The organism is Acetobacter sp. A11-2, assembly GCF_040208445.1.
In the GTDB taxonomy this organism is placed as follows: Bacteria; Pseudomonadota; Alphaproteobacteria; order Acetobacterales; family Acetobacteraceae; genus Acetobacter; species Acetobacter oryzoeni.
This window is the reverse complement of record NZ_CP157843.1, coordinates 2,691,559-2,714,613: the sequence shown is the minus strand read 5'-3', so window position 1 is coordinate 2,714,613 and position 23,055 is coordinate 2,691,559. Positions and strand designations below refer to the sequence as shown.

At 53.7% G+C, this 23,055-nt stretch carries 20 protein-coding genes and 2 tRNA genes; 10 read left to right on the top strand and 12 right to left on the bottom strand.

Going from position 1 to position 23,055, the window contains the following annotated elements:
- The first annotated feature begins 15 nt into the window (after positions 1 to 15).
- Positions 16 to 480: a hypothetical protein gene (locus ABNV41_RS13285; protein WP_003629813.1), complete on the top strand. Its 465-nt coding sequence runs from the start codon at positions 16 to 18 to the stop codon at positions 478 to 480.
- Between the two features lie 94 nt (positions 481 to 574).
- Here the strand turns inward: ABNV41_RS13285 and ABNV41_RS13280 are convergent, their stop codons facing one another.
- From ABNV41_RS13280 to ABNV41_RS13270, 3 genes are read right to left on the bottom strand one after another with little or no spacing between them, the layout of a single operon-like run.
- Positions 575 to 1,939, bottom strand: a complete 1,365-nt coding sequence (locus ABNV41_RS13280) for a dihydroorotase (RefSeq protein WP_050819005.1) — start codon at positions 1,937 to 1,939, stop codon at positions 575 to 577.
- A 6-nt stretch (positions 1,940 to 1,945) separates the two neighbouring features.
- Positions 1,946 to 3,343: a glutathione-disulfide reductase gene (gene gorA / locus ABNV41_RS13275; RefSeq protein WP_349934793.1), complete on the bottom strand. Its 1,398-nt coding sequence runs from the start codon at positions 3,341 to 3,343 to the stop codon at positions 1,946 to 1,948.
- 60 nt (positions 3,344 to 3,403) lie between these two features.
- Positions 3,404 to 4,300 carry a ferredoxin--NADP reductase gene (locus ABNV41_RS13270; protein ID WP_050819007.1) on the bottom strand — a complete coding sequence of 299 codons (897 nt, stop codon included), beginning with the start codon at positions 4,298 to 4,300 and terminating at the stop codon, positions 3,404 to 3,406.
- Between the two features lie 318 nt (positions 4,301 to 4,618).
- Here ABNV41_RS13270 and ABNV41_RS13265 point away from each other — a divergent pair, with 318 nt between their 5' ends.
- Positions 4,619 to 6,967: a helicase-related protein gene (locus ABNV41_RS13265; RefSeq protein ID WP_050819008.1), complete on the top strand. Its 2,349-nt coding sequence runs from the start codon at positions 4,619 to 4,621 to the stop codon at positions 6,965 to 6,967.
- A gap of 53 nt (positions 6,968 to 7,020) precedes the next feature.
- Here ABNV41_RS13265 and ABNV41_RS13260 read toward each other — a convergent pair whose 3' ends face one another.
- Positions 7,021 to 7,971: an SDR family oxidoreductase gene (locus ABNV41_RS13260; RefSeq protein ID WP_050819009.1), complete on the bottom strand. Its 951-nt coding sequence runs from the start codon at positions 7,969 to 7,971 to the stop codon at positions 7,021 to 7,023.
- Complete coding sequence (locus tag ABNV41_RS13255) at positions 7,968 to 8,630, bottom strand: DedA family protein (protein ID WP_050819010.1); 663 nt, start codon at positions 8,628 to 8,630, stop codon at positions 7,968 to 7,970. Before ABNV41_RS13255 ends, ABNV41_RS13260 begins: the two co-directional genes overlap by 4 nt.
- A gap of 110 nt (positions 8,631 to 8,740) precedes the next feature.
- Here ABNV41_RS13255 and ABNV41_RS13250 point away from each other — a divergent pair, with 110 nt between their 5' ends.
- On the top strand, positions 8,741 to 10,768 hold the full coding sequence (locus ABNV41_RS13250; RefSeq protein ID WP_349934792.1) for a S9 family peptidase: 2,028 nt from the start codon (positions 8,741 to 8,743) through the stop codon (positions 10,766 to 10,768).
- A 55-nt stretch (positions 10,769 to 10,823) separates the two neighbouring features.
- Here the strand turns inward: ABNV41_RS13250 and ABNV41_RS13245 are convergent, their stop codons facing one another.
- The 5 genes from ABNV41_RS13245 to ABNV41_RS13225 all read right to left on the bottom strand — a co-directional run bounded on the left by ABNV41_RS13245 (position 10,824) and on the right by ABNV41_RS13225 (position 14,420).
- On the bottom strand, positions 10,824 to 12,458 hold the full coding sequence (locus ABNV41_RS13245) for an NAD-dependent malic enzyme (RefSeq protein ID WP_050819012.1): 1,635 nt from the start codon (positions 12,456 to 12,458) through the stop codon (positions 10,824 to 10,826).
- Positions 12,459 to 12,578: 120 nt separating this feature from the next.
- Positions 12,579 to 13,333, bottom strand: a protein-coding gene (locus ABNV41_RS13240; RefSeq protein WP_087651418.1) for an IS5 family transposase whose coding sequence is annotated in 2 segments (ribosomal slippage) — positions 12,579 to 12,994 and positions 12,994 to 13,333 — 756 coding nt in all. Because the reading frame shifts where the segments join, the coding sequence is not laid out codon by codon here.
- Between the two features lie 137 nt (positions 13,334 to 13,470).
- Positions 13,471 to 14,001 carry a transcription termination/antitermination protein NusG gene (nusG, locus tag ABNV41_RS13235; protein ID WP_003629802.1) on the bottom strand — a complete coding sequence of 177 codons (531 nt, stop codon included), beginning with the start codon at positions 13,999 to 14,001 and terminating at the stop codon, positions 13,471 to 13,473.
- A gap of 4 nt (positions 14,002 to 14,005) precedes the next feature.
- Positions 14,006 to 14,200, bottom strand: coding sequence for a preprotein translocase subunit SecE (gene secE / locus ABNV41_RS13230; protein ID WP_003629800.1), 195 nt, complete (start codon positions 14,198 to 14,200; stop codon positions 14,006 to 14,008).
- Between the two features lie 143 nt (positions 14,201 to 14,343).
- Positions 14,344 to 14,420 (bottom strand) — tRNA-Trp (locus ABNV41_RS13225).
- Between the two features lie 224 nt (positions 14,421 to 14,644).
- Between ABNV41_RS13225 and ABNV41_RS13220 the strand changes: the two genes are divergently transcribed.
- The 6 genes from ABNV41_RS13220 to atpC all read left to right on the top strand — a co-directional run bounded on the left by ABNV41_RS13220 (position 14,645) and on the right by atpC (position 20,011).
- Positions 14,645 to 14,718 (top strand) — tRNA-Gly (locus tag ABNV41_RS13220).
- Positions 14,719 to 15,002: 284 nt separating this feature from the next.
- On the top strand, positions 15,003 to 15,626 hold the full coding sequence (atpH, locus tag ABNV41_RS13215) for an ATP synthase F1 subunit delta (RefSeq protein WP_012812312.1): 624 nt from the start codon (positions 15,003 to 15,005) through the stop codon (positions 15,624 to 15,626).
- Positions 15,626 to 17,161: a F0F1 ATP synthase subunit alpha gene (atpA, locus tag ABNV41_RS13210; protein WP_050819014.1), complete on the top strand. Its 1,536-nt coding sequence runs from the start codon at positions 15,626 to 15,628 to the stop codon at positions 17,159 to 17,161. The genes atpH and atpA overlap by 1 nt, the downstream gene beginning before the upstream one ends.
- A gap of 17 nt (positions 17,162 to 17,178) precedes the next feature.
- The gene (locus tag ABNV41_RS13205; protein WP_035365852.1) at positions 17,179 to 18,069 is read left to right on the top strand and encodes a F0F1 ATP synthase subunit gamma; all 891 of its coding nucleotides are present in this window, start codon (positions 17,179 to 17,181) and stop codon (positions 18,067 to 18,069) included.
- 31 nt (positions 18,070 to 18,100) lie between these two features.
- Positions 18,101 to 19,573: a F0F1 ATP synthase subunit beta gene (atpD, locus tag ABNV41_RS13200; protein WP_050819015.1), complete on the top strand. Its 1,473-nt coding sequence runs from the start codon at positions 18,101 to 18,103 to the stop codon at positions 19,571 to 19,573.
- A 27-nt stretch (positions 19,574 to 19,600) separates the two neighbouring features.
- A complete protein-coding gene (gene atpC / locus ABNV41_RS13195; RefSeq protein ID WP_050819016.1) occupies positions 19,601 to 20,011 on the top strand; it encodes an ATP synthase F1 subunit epsilon in 411 nt (136 codons plus the stop codon).
- Positions 20,012 to 20,069: 58 nt separating this feature from the next.
- Here atpC and queF read toward each other — a convergent pair whose 3' ends face one another.
- Entirely contained in the window at positions 20,070 to 20,540 is a 471-nt protein-coding gene (gene queF / locus ABNV41_RS13190) for a preQ(1) synthase (RefSeq protein WP_035362188.1), read from the bottom strand.
- Positions 20,541 to 20,659: 119 nt separating this feature from the next.
- Here queF and rnd point away from each other — a divergent pair, with 119 nt between their 5' ends.
- Positions 20,660 to 21,868: a ribonuclease D gene (gene rnd, locus ABNV41_RS13185; RefSeq protein ID WP_050819017.1), complete on the top strand. Its 1,209-nt coding sequence runs from the start codon at positions 20,660 to 20,662 to the stop codon at positions 21,866 to 21,868.
- Positions 21,869 to 21,898: 30 nt separating this feature from the next.
- Here rnd and ABNV41_RS13180 read toward each other — a convergent pair whose 3' ends face one another.
- Positions 21,899 to 22,897 carry an adenosine kinase gene (locus ABNV41_RS13180; RefSeq protein ID WP_050819018.1) on the bottom strand — a complete coding sequence of 333 codons (999 nt, stop codon included), beginning with the start codon at positions 22,895 to 22,897 and terminating at the stop codon, positions 21,899 to 21,901.
- Between the last annotated feature and the right edge of the window lie 158 nt (positions 22,898 to 23,055).

The following is a 23,055-nucleotide window of genomic DNA, read 5'->3' as shown; positions in this document are numbered from 1 at the left end:
AGAAAGATACAGATTATGCGGAAAGAGACGGCTTTTATTATTGGCTTTTTTATTTTTACGCTCAGTACGGCAGCGCTGATCTGGAAAGTGGCGCTACCTAACCTGAAGCCGGTTTCCTTTCCGCAAGTAGCCAGCGGCACTTTGGATGTTGGCCCCATGCACCGCACACGTGCTCTCAGCCCAGATGAAGTAAAAGCGGTGAATGACTGGTTTAAGGATAACAAAGGTGGCTGGGGGCCGTTAACACGTACGCCGCCATCATCGGGCGATGCCCGCATGGTGCTGAACGATGCCCAAGGCAAGGAAGCACTGGTGCTTACACTTTGGACAGGTATCAGTGCCGCAGATTGGAACTCTACCGTGTTTGTTGAAAACCCGGATGGCTCACAGGTGCATTACAGGTCATTTTCCAACAAGGAGTTTGCGCCTTTGCGGATGATGGTTGATCGCTACCCCTATAAACGGTCCAGCTTTCCCTGATTTTTACAAACGTATAGCACCATAAAAACAAAACCCCTTCTACCAATACGGTGGAAGGGGTTTTTGCTATGCGCTGAATGGCTGCGCCGGAGGTTTAGCCTGCAGGCCTGTCTGTGGCATCAAAACGGAAAGGCTCACCAATAGCTTTGTCTGCCAATGTGCCTTCCCACATCACCTGATGACCGCGGATAATGGTGCCAACAGGGCGGCCAGTAATGGTGTTTCCTGTAAAGGGAGACCACCCGCAGCGTGAGGCCAACCATTCTTCCTTGATCGTCCACTGGGCTTTTAGATCCACAATCGTGAAGTCTGCATCATACCCAACAGCAATGCGGCCTTTACGCACCAAGCTAAACAGACGCTGCGGACCAGCGGATGTTAAATCCACCAGGCGGCGCAGTGTGAGCCGATGGTGTGCAACATGGTTGAGCATAAGGGGCAGAAGCGTTTGCACGCCCGGCATACCAGAGGGAGAGGCCGGATAGGTGCGGCCTTTGGCTTCCTTGCTATGGGGCGCGTGGTCAGACCCAATCACATCTGGCAAGCCTTGGGATACCCAATGCCACAGGCCATCACGATGTGCACCAGAACGGATTGGCGGATTCATCTGCGCAAAGGTGCCGAGCCGGGGATAGGCTTCTTCCCCCGCCAGTGTCAGATGCTGGGGGGTGAGTTCACAGCTTGCCACGTCGCGGTGCTGGGCAATGAGGGCCAGTTCTGCGGGGGTGGTGATGTGTAGTACATGCACGCGTCGCCCGGTTTTGCGGGCTAGGTGCAACACACGTGTGGTGGCACGCAGGGCTGTTTCATCATCCCGCCAAACGGGGTGGGATGAAGGATCTCCTTCAATCCGTTCCCCCATGCGTTCTTTCAGCCGAGTTTCATCTTCGGCATGAATGGCCACGCGGCGCTGGCCAGATTTCAGCACGCGTTCCAGCATACTGTCTTCTGAAACCAGCAGACTGCCGGTGGAAGAGCCCATGAACACCTTGATACCAGCTGTGCCCGGTAGTTTTTCCAGTTCACCGCATTGGTCGGCGTTATCAACCGTAGCGCCTACGTAAAAGGCGTGTTCACACCACATGCGGCCTTTTGCGCGTGCCAGCTTGTCTGCCACCGCTTCTGGCGTAGAGGTGGTGGGTTTAGTGTTGGGCATTTCAAACACACCCGTTATCCCACCCAGCACAGCAGCACGACTACCGGATTCGAGGTTTTCGTTTTCCTCTGCACCCGGTTCACGGAAATGAACCTGCGTATCTATAACGCCCGGCAGAATGGTCAGGCCCGTGCAGTCTATGGTGCGGGCGGCATCAGCCTGCCCGCCAATGGCGGCAATGGTGCCATCTTTCACGTAAACAGTGGTTTCTACTGTGCCATCAGGCAGCACAACGGAACCACCTTTTAATGCCAGATCAAAGGGGCCGCGCTGGTCGCCAATAAAAGGGGCAGAAGGTGCCATAGGGAATTATCCTTCAGCTTTTGGGGTTTCCCGCGTGCGGGTACGCATGGTCACCAGCTCTTCAGCCGATGTGGGGTGAATACCGATTGTGCGGTCAAAATCTACTTTTGTCAGTTCAGCCGTTACAGCAATGGCAACACCCTGAAGCATTTCTGGTGCGTCATCCCCCAGAATATGCACGCCCACAACCTTCTGGCTTTTTTGGTCAACAACCAGCTTCATCACTGTTTTACGTGTGCGGCCGGTCAGAGTGTGCCGCATGGGGGTAAAGCGTGTGAAATAAATGTCTACCACGCCATTGCGGGCGGCTTCTTCCTCTGTCAGCCCAACAGTTGCCAACGGAGGAGAGAAGAAAACAGCCTTGGGGGTTGTGGCGTAGCACCATTGGCGGGCAGGCCCTTTGCCAAACAGGCGGTCAGCCAGATTATGGCCTTCTGCAATGGCAACAGGGGTAAGGTTGATACGGTCTGTAACATCCCCAATGGCGTAAACGCCCGGCTGGGCTGTCTCACTATTCATATCCACCTTGATGCGCCCATTATCTGCGGTGGTAATGGCTGTATTTTCCAGCCCCAACGCATCAATTTTAGGGCGTCGGCCCGTTGCCATAAATACGCAATCTGTGTGCAGGTGCTGGCCATTATCCAGCGTTACCACAAGGTCTGCGCCCTCTTTGGCAATGGCGGTGGAACAGGCGTGGCGGTGCTGGGTAATGCCGCGTGCATCAATGGCTTCCGCCATGGCGCTGCGCATTTCTTCATCAAAACCGCGTAAGGGCAAATCACGCCGATAGACCAGATCTACCTTGGAACCCAAGCCTGCAAAGATACCGGCAAACTCTAGCCCGATATACCCGCTGCCAATAATAACCACCCGTTCTGGCCGTTGCGGCAGGTGAAAGGCCTCGTCTGATGTAATGGCCAGTTCTGCGCCGGGGATATCAGGTTTTACGGGTGTGGAACCGGTGGCAATAACAATGCGTTCTGCCGTAATGGTGCGGGGGGATTCATCCGGCGCAAGGGGGGAAGGTTCAATGCGGACAGTGTGCCCATCTACAAATCGGGCATGGCCGGTCAGGAGCGTAATACCGGCTTTTTCCAGCATGGAGACATAAATGCCGTTCAGGCGGGTAATTTCCCGATCCTTGGCGGTCATCAGCTTGCCCCAGTCATGCGTGCCGCGGGTAGAGGTCCAGCCAAATCCGTGGCTGTCATCTACCATATCACCGTATTCACTGGCCTGTACCATAAGCTTTTTGGGCACACAGCCCAAATTCACACAGGTACCGCCCCAGTGTCGGCTTTCTGCAATGGCAACGCGCGCACCGTGGCTGGCCGCAATGCGCGCGCACCGTACGCCGCCGGAGCCCGCCCCAATAACCAGAAGATCAAAATCATAGCTCATGGGGCGTGCTCCTTTAATAATGTGTCTTAAGCGGCGGTGTTGGGCATAAAAACGCGTGCCTTATCGTTCGGCAAACGCTTTTTCCACCACGTATGCGCCCGGGGTGGACATGTTGCCTTCATCAAACCCACGCGCACGCAGCAGGGCTTCCGTATCAGCCAGCATTTCCGGAGAACCGCAGATCATGACGCGGTCATGTTCGGGATCAAGCTCAGGAATGTTCAGATCCTTGAAGATCTTGCCCGATTCAATCAGCTTGGTGATGCGTTCTGTTACGGCAAAGTCTTCACGCGTAACGGCTGGGTAATACAGCAGCTTTTCCTTGATTTCTTCACCAAGGAATTCGTGTTCCGGCAGTTCGTGGCGGATATGGTTGGAATATGCCAGTTCGCCAGACAGACGCACGGTGTGTGTCAGAATAACGTGGTCATACCGTTCGTAGCATTCCGGATCCTTGATCAGGCTCATGAACGGGGCCAGCCCTGTGCCGGTGGACAGGAAATACAGGTTACGGCCGGGGCGCAGGTTATCCAGCAACAGTGTGCCGGTTGGTTTGCGGCCGATCAGCACCGTATCACCCACTTTTACGTGGCGCAGGCGGGATGTTAGCGGGCCGTTGGGCACAGCAATGGAAAGAAATTCCATTTCATCCGCATAGTTGGGGGATGCAATGGAATAGGCACGCAGCAGGGGCTTGCCGTCTACTTCAATCCCGATCATGGCAAACTGGCCGTTTTCAAAGCGTAGGCCGGGGTCACGGGTGGTGGTGAAGCTGAACAGGCGGTCCGTCCAGTGATGAACGGTCAGAACCTTGGCGGGGTAAAGGTGCCCGTATTCTTTTGTAGGCGGGGCCAGATGCCACACGCCTTCCTGTCCATCAACAGGCAGCAGGCCGCTGGGCACTTCAGAGGCAGACATCCGTGGCAGGATATCGTTTTCAAGCATGGTTTCAGACATGGACCGCTATGTACTCCGCTTGTAGCAGATCAGAACAATGTGCCTTTGCGTAGTAGATACAAAAGCACCGTGAATTTCTTGCTGGCGGCGTTTTTAGAAGGGTGAGGCGTCTAATGCCAGTGTAAATTCATCACACAACGTGTTCGCGCAACACGTAACTGGCTGAAAACCGCCTGCCGCTTCTGTCTGCTGGGTAGGTTGGGGGCGCCACAATGGCCAAATCGGGCTGTAGGGGCAAGGCAGGTTTCTGATTTATTTTGCATGAAGTATGCCGCCAAGGCATTGTTCCGGCCCGCAGGATGACGCAAGAGAGAAAGCATGACGTCAGACAGCTCTGCTTCTCCAGCCCGTCAGGCTCTTGCCTGCGCTGTAGCCCGCACCACTATTGCCCCAGAGGCGAAGGAAGAACACGAAGTTCTCCGCCGCCTTGCCCGTAATCTTGAGCCCGGTGCCCATGAAGTGCCGGATGAAACCTACCTTCAGGTTTTGTGCCAGGTGCGGCGCAAGCGTTGGATTTCCCGCCTGCTGGATAAAACACGCCGCAGCGGACGTATCTGGATCAGCCGGGAAGAAATAGAAGAAGCTGTTTCTGGTATTACAGACCCACAGGCTGGTGATCAGGAGCTAGAGCGCGCGCTAGCACCTGTGGCCGAGTCTCGCCTGCGTGGATATGCTGCAACACCTCGGGCTGTGTTTGAAACAGTGCAGGCTGATCTGGTGGATACAGGGCGTGTGCTTTCCCCCGATCAGACAGATCTGCTGCTTATGGCTATTGCCGTGGCGTTTGGTTTGCCAGAGGGAGATCCGTTTCTTGAAACGGCCCGGCGGGAGGAAGCCCGCAGGCAGCAGACCGCCAGCAAAATAGAACAGACCGCCCGCCAGAAGCGCGACAAGGAAGAAGCGCAACTGCGGGAATGGGAAGAAAGTCTTGTTCCGTTTGCAGAAGTACCGCGCCTGCTGCGTTGCTCCCAACGTGAGGCTTTGCGCTGGATTGCAGAGAATCGTCTGCCAGTTGCCAGAAAGGTGCGCGAATCCGGCGGCCGTGAGAAGTGGGAGTTTGACCCCGCCGCATTGGTGGCTTTGCGTGGCAAGCTGGGTGAATGGCGGAAAGATAATGGCCGCGGGGCAGAATTTGGCGGCCCTAAAACGGCACCGGATATGGGCCGCAAGGTTGCCAACTCCGTTATTGCCCGTGTGGCTGCGCTAGACCGATATGCCGCGCATTTTCGTACTGCCCGCGCGCTTAACAGACAGATTACTCTTGTTACGGGGCCAACCAATAGCGGCAAATCCTATACGGCCCTGAATGCACTGGCGCAGGCTGAAAGCGGCTTGGCTCTGGCTCCGTTGCGGTTGCTGGCGCATGAATTTCGTGAAGCACTGGCTTCCAGAGGCGTTGAGGCCTCTCTTTCTACGGGTGAAGAGCGGATTGTGGTGCCGGGCAGCAAGCATCTGGCTGCAACGGTGGAAATGTGCCCGTTTTACAGCCCTGTAGATGTAGCCGTTATTGATGAAGCCCAGATGCTGTTTGATACAGACCGTGGTGCCGCGTGGACAGCCGCCATCATGGGCGCACCTGCACGGCACTTATATGTATTGGGCGCGCCAGATTGTATTCCCATGGTGCGGCGTATTGCCGAATTGTGCGGTGATCCACTGGATGAAATTTCTCTGGAACGCAAAAGTCCGCTGCGCGCAGCATCGCACCCTGTGCGGCTGGCGGATCTGGGGGCAGGGGATGCGTTGATTGCGTTTTCCCGCCGGGAGGTTCTGGATTTACGCGCAGCCCTGCTTCAGCACGGCAAGCGTGTGGCCGTGGTGTATGGGGCGTTAAGCCCGGAGGTGCGGCGTGCAGAAGCCCAGCGTTTTAATGATGGAGAAGCCGATATTCTGGTGGCCACAGATGCCATTGGCATGGGGCTTAACCTTTCCATCAAGCGCGTGGTGTTTGCGGCCCTGAAAAAATATGATGGCCGCCAGACGCGGGATCTGACCGTGCAGGAAGTAAAGCAGATTGGCGGGCGTGCAGGCCGTTTTGGCAAGCACGAAACCGGCGTTGTTGCCGTTCTTGCTGGTGCAGGCAGCCCAACCTTTATTCGTCGGCAGTTGGAGGCAGACCCCGAACAACCTGATGATTTGCGGCCATACGTGCAGCCTGATGCCGATATCGTAAAAGCTGTGGCAGCAGAAATTGGCTCTCAAAGTCTGTACGGTGTTCTTTCACGTATTCACCGTGCCGTGCTGCGTAAGGATGATCCGAATTATCGGTTGTCAGATATGGAGCAGGCTTTTGCCATTGCTTCTGCCTTGGAAGGGGTGGAAGGGCTGGATCTGACAACGCGCTGGTCTTACGCCATGTGCCCGGTGGATGACCGAGATAATGGAATCCGCCGTCTGGTAGGTTGGGCCGCAGACCATGCCGCAGGGCGGCGTGTGCTTCCGCCGGGAACGGGCCGTTTGCCTTCAAGTGAGCGGGCAGGGCGTGAAGAACTGGAACGTGCTGAAAAACGGCACAAGCGTTTGGTAGCATGGCGTTGGCTGGCGCTACGCTTTCCCGAAATTTACCCAGATCGGGAAGAAGCAGAAGACACAACACGCAGGCTGAATGACTGGATTGAAAGCGTATTACGGCAGCAGAGCCGTACACGCCGTTCGACTCGCTTCTGAATACAATAAAGGGTGGTGTCTGGTTTATGAGACACCACCCTTTTTATAAGATATTACCAGCTTGTACCGGTCAGTCTTTCAGAAACATCCCATAGGCGTGCGGCAGTGCTGCCTTTGCGCGCCGTAGGAGGAATATGGGCTGGTCCGGGTGGGCCGCGGCGTTCATGATGCCCTTGCGGGCCGTAATAATCCCCATCTCGGGCGGTGGGGGACAGTGCAGCGTATAAAATGGGCTCAGCCCCATGCGCGGCGGATTGCCCCATAACGCGTAGAATCATGCCGCCTAGAAATTGCTCAATACGACCAAGGGGCGCGGGCAGACTAGCAGCCTGCCCATTGGCAATAATGGATGTGCTGGCCCAACCGGGATGTGCTGCGCGTGCGTGCACATTCCATCCCTGTTCACCCGCCCGGCGCGCCAATTCCATAGCAAAAAGCAGGTTGGCGAGCTTGCTTTGCTGATATGCCCCAAAAGGGCTGTAGCGATAGCGGGATTGCAGATCATCAAACTGAATATGGCCCTTGCAGGCTGCCAAACTGGCCACACTCACAACAACCCCACCGCCCGGAGCGTTTTCCAGCAAATGTCGCAAATGGGCTGTCAGGGCAAAATGCCCCAGATGATTCACGCCGAACTGAAGCTCAAAGCCGTTTTTGGTTTCCTTGCGGCGTGTTGGGGCCATAACGCCCGCGTTGTTCACCAGCAGATGCAGCCGGTCTGTGTATTTTGTGGCAGCCGCAGCACATTCCGCGACAGACTGGAGCGAAGAAAGATCCAGCGGTAAAGGAATAATCTGTGCCGTTGGGCATTCTGCTTTGATGCGGGATATGGCTTCACGCCCACGCTCCGCGTGTCTTACGGGCAGCAATAAACGTGCCCCCCTGTGGGCAAGCCCTAAAGCAACCTGAAAACCCAGCCCGCTATTGCCACCGGTTACAAGGGCAACCTGCCCTTTCAGATCAGGTTGGCTGTGGTTAACGCGCCATGCTCTGCGCCCTGTCATGAGGGAAGAACTTTCAAGCGTTCATCCTGCTCGGCTGCTTTCATGGCTTCCTCCGTCAGACGTTTTTCATTGCGCTTGATGAATATGAACAAAGACCCGATGACAATACAGGCCACTGCCCCAAAGGCGATAGCCAGCGGCCCGGAAAGCCGAAGGATCTCGTTTCCCAGCAGGTAGGCAATAAGCGTGTAACCACCGGCCCAGAATATGCCACCAAGCGCGTTATGGAATAAAAACGTATGCCACGGCATATGGTTCGCTCCGGCCAGCAAGGCTACAAACATACGCAGTACGGCAATAAACCGTCCAAAAAATACAACCGGGCCACCGTGTTTGAGAAAAACATAGCGTCCTAACAAAAGGCGCTGAGATGTCAGGCCAATTTTGGGGCCATATTTCTGCAACATCCGCAGCCCAACAAGATGGCCAATCAGATAGCCGAAATTGTCGCCCATAATGGCACCCAGCACACCGGCCAGCGCTACGCCCTCAATATGCAACTTGTGCGTTGTGGCACAAAACAGCGCTCCGGTAATAAGCAGGCTTTCTGCAGGCAGCGGAAAGCCCATGCTTTCTAGCATTACCACAACCCCTACCACCCCATAACCGTATTGGGCGAAAAGGCTGCTCAGGTAATCTACCGAAAAGAAATTGTGCAAAGAGTGTAACAGAACAGAACATCCAATTTAGACAGAGCACGAGATTGCTCACGGCAGAAACCGTTCAGGTTCTGTTGTGTCAAGCATTCTGCGTAAGAGCGTATGGTGCAATGCTTAACACGTGCGGTGTCCGGGTGCATGTTTTTCTGGATGCAACTGCCAGAATGGTAAAAAATACCAGCATGAATAACACACCTCCTCTTTCTTCTTCTGTCACGCCAATGCCGTGTGGCACATGGCCTTCCCCTGTTACGCCGGATCTGGTGGCAGGAAAGACACTGTCTTTTTCCGAGGTTCGGGCTGTAGAAAATACGGTTTTCTGGCTGGAACGACGGCCCGCAGAGGCAGGCCGCTCTGTGCTGATGCGTTGGACGCAGGAAGAAGGTGCCTCTGAAGCGCTGGAGCCAGATACAGATGTGGCAACCCGTGTGCATGAGTATGGCGGTGGCGCTTATGCTGTAAAAAGAGGCTGCATTGCCTATTCCGATAAACGTGCAGGAAGCGTGTGGCTGCGCAGGGAAGAAGATACCGCAGCAGTTTTTGTGGCTGGAGAGACAGGGCTTCGGTTTGCTGATCTGCGGTTTGACGTAAGTTCCGAAACAGTGCTGGCCGTGCGGGAAGATCACCGAGAAGCGGGTGAGGCCAAAACGGCACTGGTGGCATTGCACCCTCAAGGCAACAAAGCCGGTACGGTGTTGAAAGCTGGAGCAGGTTTTTACGCAGCACCGGTTTTGTCACCAGATGGAACATTGTTGGTATGGGTTGAGTGGGATCACCCCAACATGCCGTGGGATGCCACGCGCCTGTGCCTTGCCCGTGTTCAGAGAAATGCTTCGGGTGACATCTGCAGTATTGCAGATGCTCGTGTGCTGGCGGGCGAACAAATAAGCGAATCGCTTATAGAGCCGCGCTGGACATCTGATGGGCAATTGCTTGTTTTGTCTGATCGTTCAGGAAGTTGGACGATATGGAACGTGAATTGGCAGGAAAAAAGCCCGACCTTATCCCGTTATCCTGCTCCTGAAGGGGAAGTAGGGCAGCCAGCATGGGTGTTTGGGCAGAGTAGCTATCAATTGTTCAAAAATGGTGGCTGTCTGGTTCTGGCCGTTACGCAGGGCCAAGCAACATGTTGGATAAAACAGGACGGTGCATCTGAGTATCGCATCTTCCATGCCAAACCGGACCAATGCCCTGTTCCCTTGGCAGATGGCCGTTTTACCTGGTTGCAAGCGCCACCAGATGCTCTGCCTTCTGTTGTGGTGGGCACGCCTGAGAAAGGTGCAGAGATTATTTTGCAGCGCGCATCAACTGAACAATTGGATGTTGCAGATATTTCTATACCCGAATCGATTTGTTTTTCAGTGGATGGAGAAGAGGGCTTGATGGGGCATGCCTTCTTTTATCCGCCGACTAACCGCCATGTGTGTGTGCCAAAGGGGGAACGTCCTCCTATGATTGTGCAGGTTCATGGAGGGCCTACTGCACGGGCGCAGGAAGGTTTGTCATTTAAAATCCAGTGGTGGACGTCTCGCGGGTTTGCCGTGCTGGATGTGAATTATGGTGGTTCTACCGGATTCGGTCGTGCATGGCGGAATCGTCTTAAAGGCCAATGGGGTGTGGTGGATGTGGCAGATTGTCTGTCTGCTTGCCGTGCCGTTGTAGAATCGGGGCGTGTAGACCCGAATCGTATTGCCATCCGGGGTTCCAGTGCAGGAGGTATGACTGTGCTGGTAGCGTTGGCTGTTTCAGATATCTTCGCGGCAGGTGTGAGCCTGTATGGCGTAACTGATTTGCGCGCTTTGGCGCAGGAAACACATAAATTTGAAGCACGCTATCTGGATGGTTTAATTGGCCCGTGGCCAGAAGCTGAGGCTCTTTATCTGCAGCGCTCTCCAATTTCCGTTGCGGATCAGATTCGCGCCCCTGTGCTGCTATTGCAGGGAATGGACGATAAAGTTGTACCGCCAGAACAGGCATATTCCATGGCCAAAGCTTTGAAAGCCGTGGGAACGCCTGTGACTTTACGAGAATTTGAAGGGGAGGGGCATGGCTTCCGCAAGGAAGCGACTATTCGCACGGCCTTTGCAGAAGAATTGGCTTTTTATGCCAATGTGTTTGGATTTGCTGTGCAGCACTAACCACGGCAATAAAAAAGGCTGAAGGAGCAAATGTCCTTCAGCCTTTTTTTAAGGGTTAGTCCGTATAGCGTGGTTTGTAGGTTAGATTTTCAATCCAAGCCCGAATGTCTTTGGGGCGTTCCACCGTCGCGGCGTTTTTATCAAAAATAAACTCCGCAATACGTGTGGCGGAGGTGATGGACACTTCCAGAATATCGCTTTGTGGCGGGAACAACCGTCCCCGTTCACGCGCTGCCGGATCTACTTGATCCGCCAGAGCCTGTGCGGCTTCAATTACCATTTCATCTGTAATCAGCTTGGGGCAGGTAGCATACACAGCCAGCCCCAGAGCGGGGAAGATGTAGAAGTTATTGGCCTGCCCCGGATAGAACGTGCGGTCATTATACGTCACTTCTGGGTACTGTAGGCCAGCAGCAAAAAGTGCACGTCCTTTAGACCATTCATAGGCCTGCTCAGCCGTGCATTCCCCATTTTTCTGCGGCAGAGAGAGCGGGAAAATAATGGGGCGTTCGTTCAGCTTGCTCATTTCTTCCACCACGTCTTGGGTGAAAGAGCCGCCAGCGGTGGAAACACCAATCAGCACTGTGGGTTTAACAGTTTTGATCATGCCCAGCAGATCACGTGATGGCGGGAGATTCTTGGCGAACCGTTCCTGTTCGGGCAGCAGATCAGTGCGTGAGGTTTCTAAAAGACCGTTCACATCCATTAACGTAATGCGGTCAATGGCTTCCTGCTCAGATAGCCCTTCCTGCTTCAAGGCGGAAACCAGCATATCGGCAGTACCAATGCCGGAGGAGCCCGCCCCCAGGAACAAGAAGCGTTGCTGAGCAAGCGATTCGTTCTTGATTTTCAGTGCTGTAATCAGGCCTGCTAAGGTAACAGCGGCCGTGCCTTGGATATCATCATTATAGCACAGCACGCGGTCATGATATTTTTTGAGGTAGCGTAGGGCATCCGTGCCCTTCCAATCCTCAAAATGGATACAGCTTTGCGGGAAGACTTCCTGCACGGCCTCAATAAATTCTTCTACAAAAGAATCGAGTTCTTCTAACGGGGGTGGTTCACGCCGCAGCCCCAGATACAGAGGGTCAGCTCTTAAAGCGCTGTTTGTGGTGCCAATATCAAGCTGCACAGGCAAAAGCGAATCGGGGGGCACTGCGCCGCAGGCTGTATAAAGATCCAGCTTGCCAATGGGGATACCCATACCGTTTACGCCAATATCACCCAGCCCAAGAATACGGCCGCCTGTGGTCACACACATGAAGCGGACATTTTCCATCGGCCAGTTGTGCAGCACATCCTTAATACGGCCACGCATATCCAAGCTGATATACATGCCACGGGGACGGCGATAGATATGGCTGAATTGCTGGCATACGGCGGCCAGTGTGGGCGCATATACAATCGGCACGAATCGGGCCGGGTTAGACATCAGAACTTTGTAAAAGAGGGTTTCGTTCTGATCGCGCAGGCCACTCAGATAAATATAGCGTTCCAGATTGCTGGGTTTGGCCTCAAGGTGGCGGTGGATGCGTTCTACCTGCCTGTCTAGGTTTTCAACCTGTGTGGGCAACAATCCTTCCAGCCCATAAAGGCGGCGCTCTTCCTCGGTAAACGCCGTGCCCTTGTTCAGGTGCGCATTATTAAGAAGGGCCATTCCTCGCAGTTGGGGCGTGGAAGCAGATGGCATGATAACTCCATGAATTGTGAGGCCAAGGGCAAGATTACAGCGGTTTTTTATGCAGAAAGAAAGAGCGCAAACAGCAAGTCTGGGTTAAGGCAATAAAAAAGGCGGCACTACGGCGTGTCGTCAGTTAAGCAGGATGATGATTGAGGCGAACTGCACGGCTGCGAGGAAGGTCGATTTCAGTTTATCGTAGCGGGTTGCGATAGCGCGAAACTGCTTGAGTTTATTGAAGAACCTCTCAACAAGGTTCCGTTCGCGATAGAGAGAAAAATCGGTTTTCCGTCGTGTCGTTCTGTTGCGTTTTGGCGGGATGACCGGGGTAATCCCGCGCTGTATCAGCCGATCGATCAACCTGTCCGCGTCATACGCCTTGTCAGCAAGGAAAGCATCCGGTTCGATGTTTTCCAGAAGTGGTTCTGCCTGGGTGATATCGGCATCCTGTCCCGGTGTGATGCCGAGTTCCACTGGATTGCCCAGAGCGTCGCAGATGGCATGGATCTTTGTAGTTAGCCCGCCTCGTGATCGTCCGATGGCCTGATCCGTGCCCCTTTTTTGAGAGCTCCGGCACTATGCTGATGCGCTCGGACAATTGTGCTGTCGATCATCATGTATTCGTTGTCGTAATCAGCGGCCAGATAACGAAATATCCGTTCGATGACGCCGCTTTCACACCAGCGGCGCAGACGCCGGTGCACGTTTTTCCAGTCACCGAAACGGGCAGGAAGGTCGCGCCATGGAATACCCGCGCGATAGCGATACAGCACCGCCTCCACGAACAGACGGTTGTTCACCGCAGTGCCGCCGACATAGCCTTCTCGACCAGGAAGAAGATCCTTTATCCGCTCCCACTGGTCATCGCGTAAACTATAGCGCCGCATCTGTCTGTCTCCCCAAAAAATGGGAAAACAGTCAGCACACGCAGACACAAAGTACAACCCTCACGTGCCACTCTCAGGGCTTAACTGACGACACGCCGTAAGGCCGCCTTGAGTTCTTTCGGATAAAAAAGCTGATTTTACAGCTTTTCCACCTGATTGTATTCCAGATCCACCGGTGTAGAACGCCCGAAAATAGAGACGCTGACTTTCAAGCGGCCTTTTTCTTCGTCCACTTCTTCAATCACACCATTAAAGGATGTGAACGGACCATCTGCCACGCGAATCTGCTCACCCACCTCAAACGAGACGGCAGAACGAGGATGCTGCACACCTTCTTCTGTCTGCTTGATAATGCGTTCAGCTTCAGCTGCAGAAATAGGGGTAGGGCGGTTTCTGGTTCCCAGAAAACCCGTAACCTTTGGGGTATCCTTCACCAGATGCCATGTCTCGTCAGTCATTTCCATTTTGACAAGCACGTAGCCGGGGAAGAACTTGCGTTCCGTATTTACCTTCTGGCCACGACGCACTTCAATGACTTCCTCAGAAGGCACCAGAATTTCATCAATATGGTCGCTCAGGCCCTTCTGTTCCGCTTCTTCACGGATGTGCTGGGCAATTTTCTTTTCGAAGCCCGAATAGACGTGAACCACATACCAGCGTTTGGCCATGTCGTTAGCCTCCCAGCCCGAAAAGTTGACGCACACCGAGACCGATCAGCTGGTCAACAAAAAAGAAGAAAATGGATGCCATGCCTGCCATGGCTAGAACGGCGCCCGTGGTTACCAAGGTAGCACGGCGGGTGGGCCATGTGACCCGTTCCGCCTCGGCACGCACATCATGCAGGAACTTACCGGGACTGAACGACACGAACCACCCTTTCTACACTGCACGAAAACCGGATGTTTTCCGGCGGCAGTCCTGAATACACCACACATTCCGCACAGGATTTCCGCGTTGAAACTTAGAAAAACAAGGCGGAAACTACGGCGCAGAACCTGCAATCTTAAACCTGGCAGGGGTGGAGGGTCTCGAACCCACAACCTCCGGTTTTGGAGACCGGCGCTCTAGCCAATTGAGCTACACCCCTACAGCCTGTCTGCCGTAGCTGGATCAATGCTATAACGGATAACCGTCAGCCTGACCAGCCACTTAACAGCAGCCTTTGCAGGTGGCGGAAGAAAATATGTTGCGGGCTTAAAGTCAAGAGGCAAACAACAAATGTCTGCCCTTTTTTGGCGGATGGTTAAAATTTTTATCTTCAAACTTGCAAAATGTCGCCTTTGCAGGTAGTGGCAAAAGCACATGGAGTATGCGGGCATAGCATAGTGGTAATGCAGTAGCCTTCCAAGCTACTGAGGAGGGTTCGATTCCCTCTGTCCGCTCCATCTTCCTTCCTGAAAATTTGGTTAGTCAAGAATTTCTCCCCCATCATCGTGGATGTTGGCAGGTGAGTTTTTTATTACGTGTCTGGCGTCTTTTTCTGTTTCGTGGTTTGTGGTGATTTATGGCCTGTTTTTGCGCGCTTTGGGTGGCACAAACGGGTGTGGAAACAAAAATGGCGCGTCAGGGATGTTGCGTGGGGCTGATGAGCATGCTAGAGGCCGCGCCGATGGTTGCGTGCTGTAAGACCTTTAACGGATAAGCCGCGGCACCGTCAGAGTTTGTTAGTGTGGAATGCCGGCGCGCACAGAAGGAAAGAACCAAAAGAGTGGTGGCCTCGGGCGTAACGACAGCACAACCGGTTGCTTTTGCTTCCAATGGTCTTGAAGGCCGTTATGCAACGGCGCTTTATGATCTTGCAGCCGAACAGCGCCAGTTGGATGCAGTGCTTGATGAAGGTGCCGCTCTTGCGCGCCTGATTGATGAAAGTGCGCCTTTGCGCACGGTCCTGGAAGACAGGCGTCTTGATATCCTTGTATCTCGCAAAGCCGTTTTGGCTGTGCTTGAGGCACAGGGGTTCGGGCAGACTCTTCGTAATTTTGTGGGCGTTGTGGCTGATAACCGCCGCCTGCCTGTTTTGCGCCGGATTCTGGCTGCGCTTGATGCGCTGGCCGTTTCCCGCCGGGGTGAAGTGGTGGCAGAAGTTGCCAGCGCTTATCCACTTACGCCTGAGCAACGTGCCCAAGTGCAGGCACGGCTGGCGGAAGCCGGATACTCCCGTATCAATATTCGCGAGCGTGTCGATTCCTCCCTCCTCGGCGGTTTGGTCGTGCGGGTGGGGGCAAAGCTTTATGACGCCAGCCTTAAGACTCGCCTGTTTCGTTTGCATTACGCCATGAAGGGAGCCGCGTGATGGAAATCCGTCCCGCAGAGATTTCGGATATCCTCAAGCAGCAGATTGCCTCGTTCGATAAGGAATCTGATGTTGTCGAAACCGGCACGGTTCTGTCTGTCGGAGACGGTATTGCCCGTGTGTTCGGCCTGCAGAATGTAATGTCAGGCGAGCTGGTGGACTTTCCAACCGCCGGTCAGAAGGGCATGGCCCTGAACCTGGAAAGCGATAACGTCGGTATCGTTATTTTTGGTGATGACACCAATATCCGTGAAGGTGACACTGTTACCCGTTCCGGTATGGTGGTGAGCGTTCCCGTTGGTAAGGGACTGCTTGGCCGCGTTGTTGATGGTCTGGGTAACCCGATTGACGGTAAAGGCCCGCTGGCAGACGTTGAGCTGCGCCGCGCTGAAGTTAAAGCGCCTGGCATTATGCCGCGTCAGTCCGTGCATGAACCGATGCAGACCGGTATTAAAGCCATTGACGCCCTCGTGCCGGTTGGACGCGGTCAGCGTGAACTGGTGATTGGTGACCGTCAGACCGGTAAAACCACCATTCTGACAGATACCATTCTTGCCCAGAAAACCGTGAATGATGAAGGTGACGACAAGAAGTCACTTTACTGCATTTACGTTGCTATCGGCCAGAAGCGTTCCACGGTTGCGCAGCTTGTGCGTCTGCTGGAAGAAAAAGGCGCGATGAAATATTCCATCGTCGTTGCTGCCACCGCATCTGATCCGGCTCCGCTGCAGTATCTGGCACCTTATGCCGCTTGCGCGATGGGTGAATACTTCCGCGACAACGGTATGCATGCCCTGATCTGCTACGATGATCTTTCCAAGCAGGCTGTGGCTTACCGTCAGATGTCTCTGCTGCTGCGTCGTCCGCCAGGCCGTGAAGCTTATCCGGGTGACGTGTTCTTCCTGCACTCCCGTTTGCTGGAACGCGCTGCGAAGATGTCTGATGAATATGGCGCAGGTTCGCTCACGGCTCTGCCTGTTATTGAAACGCAGGCTGGTGACGTTTCTGCCTATATTCCGACAAACGTTATTTCCATTACAGATGGTCAGATCTTCCTTGAAACCGACCTGTTCTATCGCGGTATTCGCCCTGCGGTGAACGTGGGTGGTTCTGTGTCTCGTGTGGGTTCTGCTGCACAGATCAAAGCCATGAAGCAGGTAGCAGGTAAGATTAAGCTGGAACTGGCGCAGTATCGTGAAATGGCTGCGTTCTCTCAGTTTGCATCTGACCTTGATCCGGCAACCCAGAAGATGCTGGCACGTGGTGCCCGTTTGGTTGAGTTGCTGAAGCAGAGCCAGTCTTCTCCGCTTACAGTTGAAGAACAGGTTGTTGTGCTCTTTGCCGGCACCCGTGGTTTTGTTGATGGTATTGCTGTCGATAAGGTTGTGAGTTGGGAACGTGCGCTGCTGAACGATGTGCGCAGCGCAGGTAAAGATATTCTGGATACCATTAAAAAGGAAAAGGCTCTTTCCAAAGATTTGGAAGCACGCCTGACAGAATACCTGACAACCTTCAACCGCAACTTTGCCGGCTAAGAGGGTAGAATCGTCCAATGGCTTCCCTGAAGGAACTCCGCGCGCGTATCGGAAGTATCAAATCGACACGGAAGATCACGAGCGCCATGAAAATGGTGGCGGCTGCCAAGCTGCGGCGGGCTCAGGCCAGTGCGGAAGCCGCACGTCCCTACGCAGCGGCCATGCGTCGTATGCTAGGTGAGCTTGCTGCTGCTACAAAAGGTGAGGACGGTGGTCCGCGCCTTTTGGCAGGCACAGGTCAGGATAAGGTGCATCTGTTGGTGCCGTTGACCAGTGACCGCGGGCTTTGTGGCGGTTTTAACTCCAATGTGCATCGCTTGACAGTGCAGACAATCCGTCGCCTTCAGTCTGAAGGCAAAACGGTCAAGTTGCTGCCTGTTGGCCGCCGTGCATTCAACTTCTTTTCTCGTGATTATGCTGATCTTATCATTGATAAGGTTATCGGCGTTAGCGGTAAGGAAGTACCTTTTTCTGCTGCCAGCAATCTGGGTGAAAAAATCAACACCCTGCTGGAAGCAGGAGAGATTGATGTCTGCTCCCTTGTGTTCAACAAGTTTAAAAACGCGATGACACAGGTGCCGACATGTCAGCAGCTGGTGCCCATGGTTATGGATGAGGCAGAAGAAAAACCTGCTGCGGCATCTAATGATGTGGCTCTGTATGAATTTGAACCAGATGAAGCAACGCTGCTGGAAATGCTGCTGCCGCGTAATCTACAAGTTCAGATTTATGCTTCGCTGCTTGAAACCGCAGCGGGCGAAAACGGTGCCCGTATGACGGCAATGGATAACGCAACGCGTAATGCTGGGCGTTCCATTGATAGTCTGAGCAAGGTTTATAACAGAACCCGCCAGACAAACATTACTAACGAACTGATCGAAATCATTTCGGGCGCACAGGCTGTCTGAGCCCGCTCGTTTGCCCCGCAGGAGCTGACCCATGTCGGATACCACAACCCAGACCCAGGCCCCTGCGGCCACGAAGACCAATGCAGTTGGCCGCATTACCGAGATTAAGGGCCCGGTTGTTGACGTGCAGTTCGAAGGTGAACTGCCTAAAATTCTGAATGCCTTGCACGTCAAGCTGGGTGATCAGACACTGGTGCTGGAAGTTGCGCAGGAAATTGGTGAGCACGAAGTGCGCTGCATTGCCATGGACAGCACAGACGGTTTGGTCCGTGGTGCAGAAGTGGCTGATACAGGCGCACAGATTTCTGTGCCAGTTGGCCCGGAAACACTCGGCCGTATCCTGAACGTTATTGGTGAGCCGATTGACGAAAAAGGTCCGATCCCGACCTCACGTCGCGCTCCTATTCACCGTCAGGCACCTGCTTTTGAAGATCAGGCCGCCGCATCAGAAATTCTGATGACCGGCATTAAGGTTGTTGATTTGCTTTGCCCCTACCTTAAAGGTGGTAAGATCGGCCTGTTTGGTGGTGCCGGTGTGGGCAAAACCGTTATTATTCAGGAACTGATCAACAACATCGCAAAGGCGCACGGTGGTGTGTCTGTGTTTGCTGGTGTTGGTGAACGTACCCGTGAAGGGAACGACCTGTATTACGAAATGCAGGACGCTGGCGTTATCAAACTGGGTGAAAACGGTTCTACCGAAGGCTCCAAAGTGGCGCTTGTGTTCGGGCAGATGAACGAACCGCCGGGTGCACGTGCGCGCGTTGCTCTGACGGGCCTGACGCTGGCTGAATACTTCCGTGACGAAGAAAATCAGGACGTTCTGTTCTTCGTTGATAACATTTTCCGCTTTACGCAGGCTGGTTCGGAAGTGTCCGCTCTGCTGGGTCGTATTCCTTCCGCTGTGGGTTATCAGCCTACGCTGGCTACGGAAATGGGTGCCCTGCAGGAACGTATTACATCCACCAAAAAGGGCTCCATTACATCTGTGCAGGCCGTGTACGTGCCAGCCGATGACTTGACTGACCCTGCACCTGCCGCAACTTTTGCCCATTTGGATGCAACCACGGTTCTTAACCGTTCAATTGCAGAAATGGGTATTTATCCTGCCGTGGATCCGCTGGATTCCACATCTCGTGCTCTGGACCCGCAGATTGTTGGTCAGGAACATTATGATGTGGCCTGTGAAGTGCAGCGTATTCTGCAGACCTACAAATCTCTGCAGGACATCATTGCCATTCTGGGTATGGATGAACTGTCTGAAGACGATAAGCTGATTGTGGCACGTGCCCGTCGTATCCAGCGCTTCCTGTCTCAGCCGTTCCATGTGGCAGAAGTGTTTACGGGTGCACCGGGTAAGCTGGTTTCTGTTGCCGATACCGTGCGTTCCTTTAAAGCCATCTGCGCTGGTGAGTATGACGATCTGCCAGAAGCTGCCTTCTACATGGTAGGTTCTATCGAAGACGTTGTTGCCAAAGCAGAAAAAATGAGAGAGTCGGTTTAATAACCGACTTCGGGAAGGAGCGCATTCATGCCGATCCAGATTGAGATAATCAGTCCTGAAAAGGTTCTGGTGTCGCGTGAAGTAGATATGGCTGTTCTGCCTGGCATGGAAGGTGATATTGCCGCCATGCCAGAACGGGCACCCATGATGCTTCTTCTGCGTGGTGGTGTTGTTGCCCTGTATGACGGGGATACAGTGAAGGATCGCTACTTTGTTGGCGGTGGCTTTGCAGACATTACCCCCACACGCTGCACCGTATTGGCTGACAAGGCTGTGCCGGTAAGCGAAATTTCTATTGATAATGCAACAGCTCAGCTGGAAGCGTTGTCTGAAGCTTGGGATCAGGCAGATAAAACGGATACAACCCGTTTGAGTGTGCTGCAGGATCAGATTCAGGCTGTGCGTGCTGAAATCGAAGCAGGCTCTCCCGCTAACTGAGGTTGTTGAGTATGTTCTAAAAAAAGCCACCTATATGGTGGCTTTTTTTTATGCCTAATTAGCCGCGACCACGATAAGTGGGCACATCTTGTGCAGGCACCCATACACCAGCAGGTGGTTCACCCGTTTGCCAGAATACATCAATCGGAATACCGCCGCGGGGGTACCAGTAAGCACCAATTCTCAGCCAGCGTGGTGCTAGCCTTTCAACAAGGGTATTCGCAATCTGGATTGAGCAAGCTTCATGAAAAGCACCATGGTTACGGAAGCTGGTGAGGTACAGCTTCAGTGATTTGCTCTCTACAATCCATTTATCCGGCACATAATCAATAACAATGTGTGCAAAGTCCGGCTGGCCGGTAATGGGGCAAAGCGATGTAAACTCTGGTGCGGTGAAGCGCACAAGATAGTGTTTATCTGGGTAAGGGGCGGGCACACGTTCCAGAATGGCTTCTTCTGGGCTTTGCGGGGCAGCAACCTGCTTTCCTAGTTGGGTTAACTGGTCGCGGCCATCATCGGCTGGGGTCATTTTGTTTTCCTGCACATGTGGTTTTTTGCAGATGTTCCGTGCCTTGGCTTTTTCGTCAAGTTTCACGTGTAACGTTTGGTCACTTCTTTTTCTAACGGTCTGGATGTATGAAGAAAAACATGGCCAGATCAGCAACCCCTGCATTCCCTCCCGCGCGCCTTATTTCCTCTACTCAGGAGTTAGAGGCGGCTCTTGCACCCTTTCATACTGAAAGCTTCGTAACGGTTGATACGGAGTTTATGCGGGAGCAAACGTACTGGCCAGAACTCTGTCTGGTTCAGATTTGTGCGGTTCATGATGTCGTGCTGATAGATGCGCTGGCAGAAGGTATTGATCTGACCCCGCTGAAAAATCTTTTTGCAGATACGGCAGTGCTGAAGGTGTTTCACGCAGCTCGGCAAGATCTGGAAATTTTTCTGCACCTGTTTGATGCCTTGCCGACTCCGCTTTTTGATACGCAAGTTGCCGCGATGGTTGCTGGGTTTGGAGATCAGGTTGGGTATGACAGTCTGGTTGGTTCTTTAACCGGACATATGATTGATAAAAGCCACCGCTTTACAGATTGGTCTGTGCGGCCATTGTCTCCCGCCCAGCTGACATATGCTGCGGGCGATGTAACGTGGCTGCGGCTGGTTTATGAGCGGCTTGTTAAAAAACTGGAGCAGGAAAAGCGTTTGGATTGGGTTGCGGCTGAAATGGCCGAGCTAGAAGACCCTGCCACATTTCGCCCAGACCCGGAAAAACAGTGGGAGCGTTTACGTGCACGCACCAATAACCGGCGTATGCTGGCAGTGTTGCGTGCCATTGCCGCCTTGCGTGAGCGTGAAGCCCAGCGCGTGAATGTTCCGCGCCAACGACTGGTGAAAGACGAAAGCCTGCTGGAAATTGCAGCAACGACGCCAGCAACAACTGAAGCTTTAACGCGTGTTCGCGGTGTTTCTCGTGGGTTGGCAGAAGGGCGTACGGGGCAAGCTTTGTTGCAGGCTATCAAGCAGGCACAGGCTTTGCCAGACTCGGAACTTCCGCGTTCTCCACGCAGCAAGAGCAAAGATACACCAAGGCCTTCAGCATCGTTGGTGGCATTGTTGAAGGTGCTTTTAACATCTTGCTGTGAAAAGCACGATGTCGCTCCGCGCTTAGTGGCATCTGCAGATGATCTGGATGCCTTGGCGCTTGATCCTTCCCAGCCTCATGCTGTGCTGGCTGGGTGGCGGCGCAAGGTGTTTGGTGAAACAGCTCAGGCTTTGTGCGAAGGGAAAATAGCCCTCTGCGTAAAGTCTGGTCGTGTTGTGGCTATTCCACAAAATACGGATGTGTCTTCCGTTTAAATAAAAACGGAAGACACAAAGCTATCAGGCTTAGAAGCCCATTTCTTCCCACAGGTTAGAAAGTGGGCGTGCGCCGTAATGTGAGATAATTTCAGATGCCGCGACTGAAGCTAGGCGGCCACATTCTGGTAATGTCCGGCCAGATGTCAGGCCTGCCATAAAGCCAGCGGCGTAGGCATCTCCAGCGCCTGTTGTATCCACAACCTGAGTTGGCACGGGGGCAACCTTGGTCATTTGTCCATCGTGCAGCACAACACTGCCCAAGCTAGAACGTGTAAGCGCAGCAAAGGTAGTGTCCTGCGCGGTATGGCGCGCGGCAACATCAAAGTTTTCTGTTTCGTACAGAGCGCAGATTTCATCCTCATTTGCAAAAAGGATGTCTACATGGCCTTTCACCAGATCCAAAAAGGCCTGACGGTGGCGGCCAACGCAGAATGGGTCTGAAAGGGAAAGAGCCACTTTGCGCCCAGCCGTATGTGCCAGCGCAGCTGCACGGCGGAAGGCTTCCTGCGCATGCGGTGGGTCAAACAGATAGCCTTCCAGATACACAATGCTGGAGTCTGCAATCATGTCTGGCAGCACGTCTTCTGGCGTAAAGCAGGTGCACGCGCCCAGATAGGTTGCCATTGTGCGCTGCCCGTCTGGTGTTACCATAACAATGCAACGTGCTGTTGGCAGGTTATCAAAAACCTGTGTGTTCAACGGCGCAGATGGGAAAGTAATACCATTGCCGCGCATATCTTCGGTAAACTGTTTGCCCGCATCATCTCGCGCAACTTTACCCAGGTAAGCAACGCGTGCGCCAAACTGAGCAGCCACAACGCAGCTATTTGCCACAGAACCACCGCCCATAATCTGTTCTGGGGCCAAAAGGGCCTGCAATGTGTCGGCCTGGTCTGCATCAATCAGCGTCATGCTACCTGGGGTCAGGCCTTGTTTTTGCAGAAAGGCAGGTTCTACACGGGCAAGAATATCCGTAATGGCATTACCAATGCCGAGGATGTCATATTTTACATCTGAAACAGTCATGATAGCGGCAGATTTTCCTGAAAAATTTCACATACCAGCTGTTTCGCTACAGTGCTGCCATAAAAAGGGCAACACTAGGGCTTATGGAATGCTTGCCGCAGAACCGCCTGGCTGTATAAGAAAATGAGCACATGGCGAGACGGTTTGATGCGGACGGG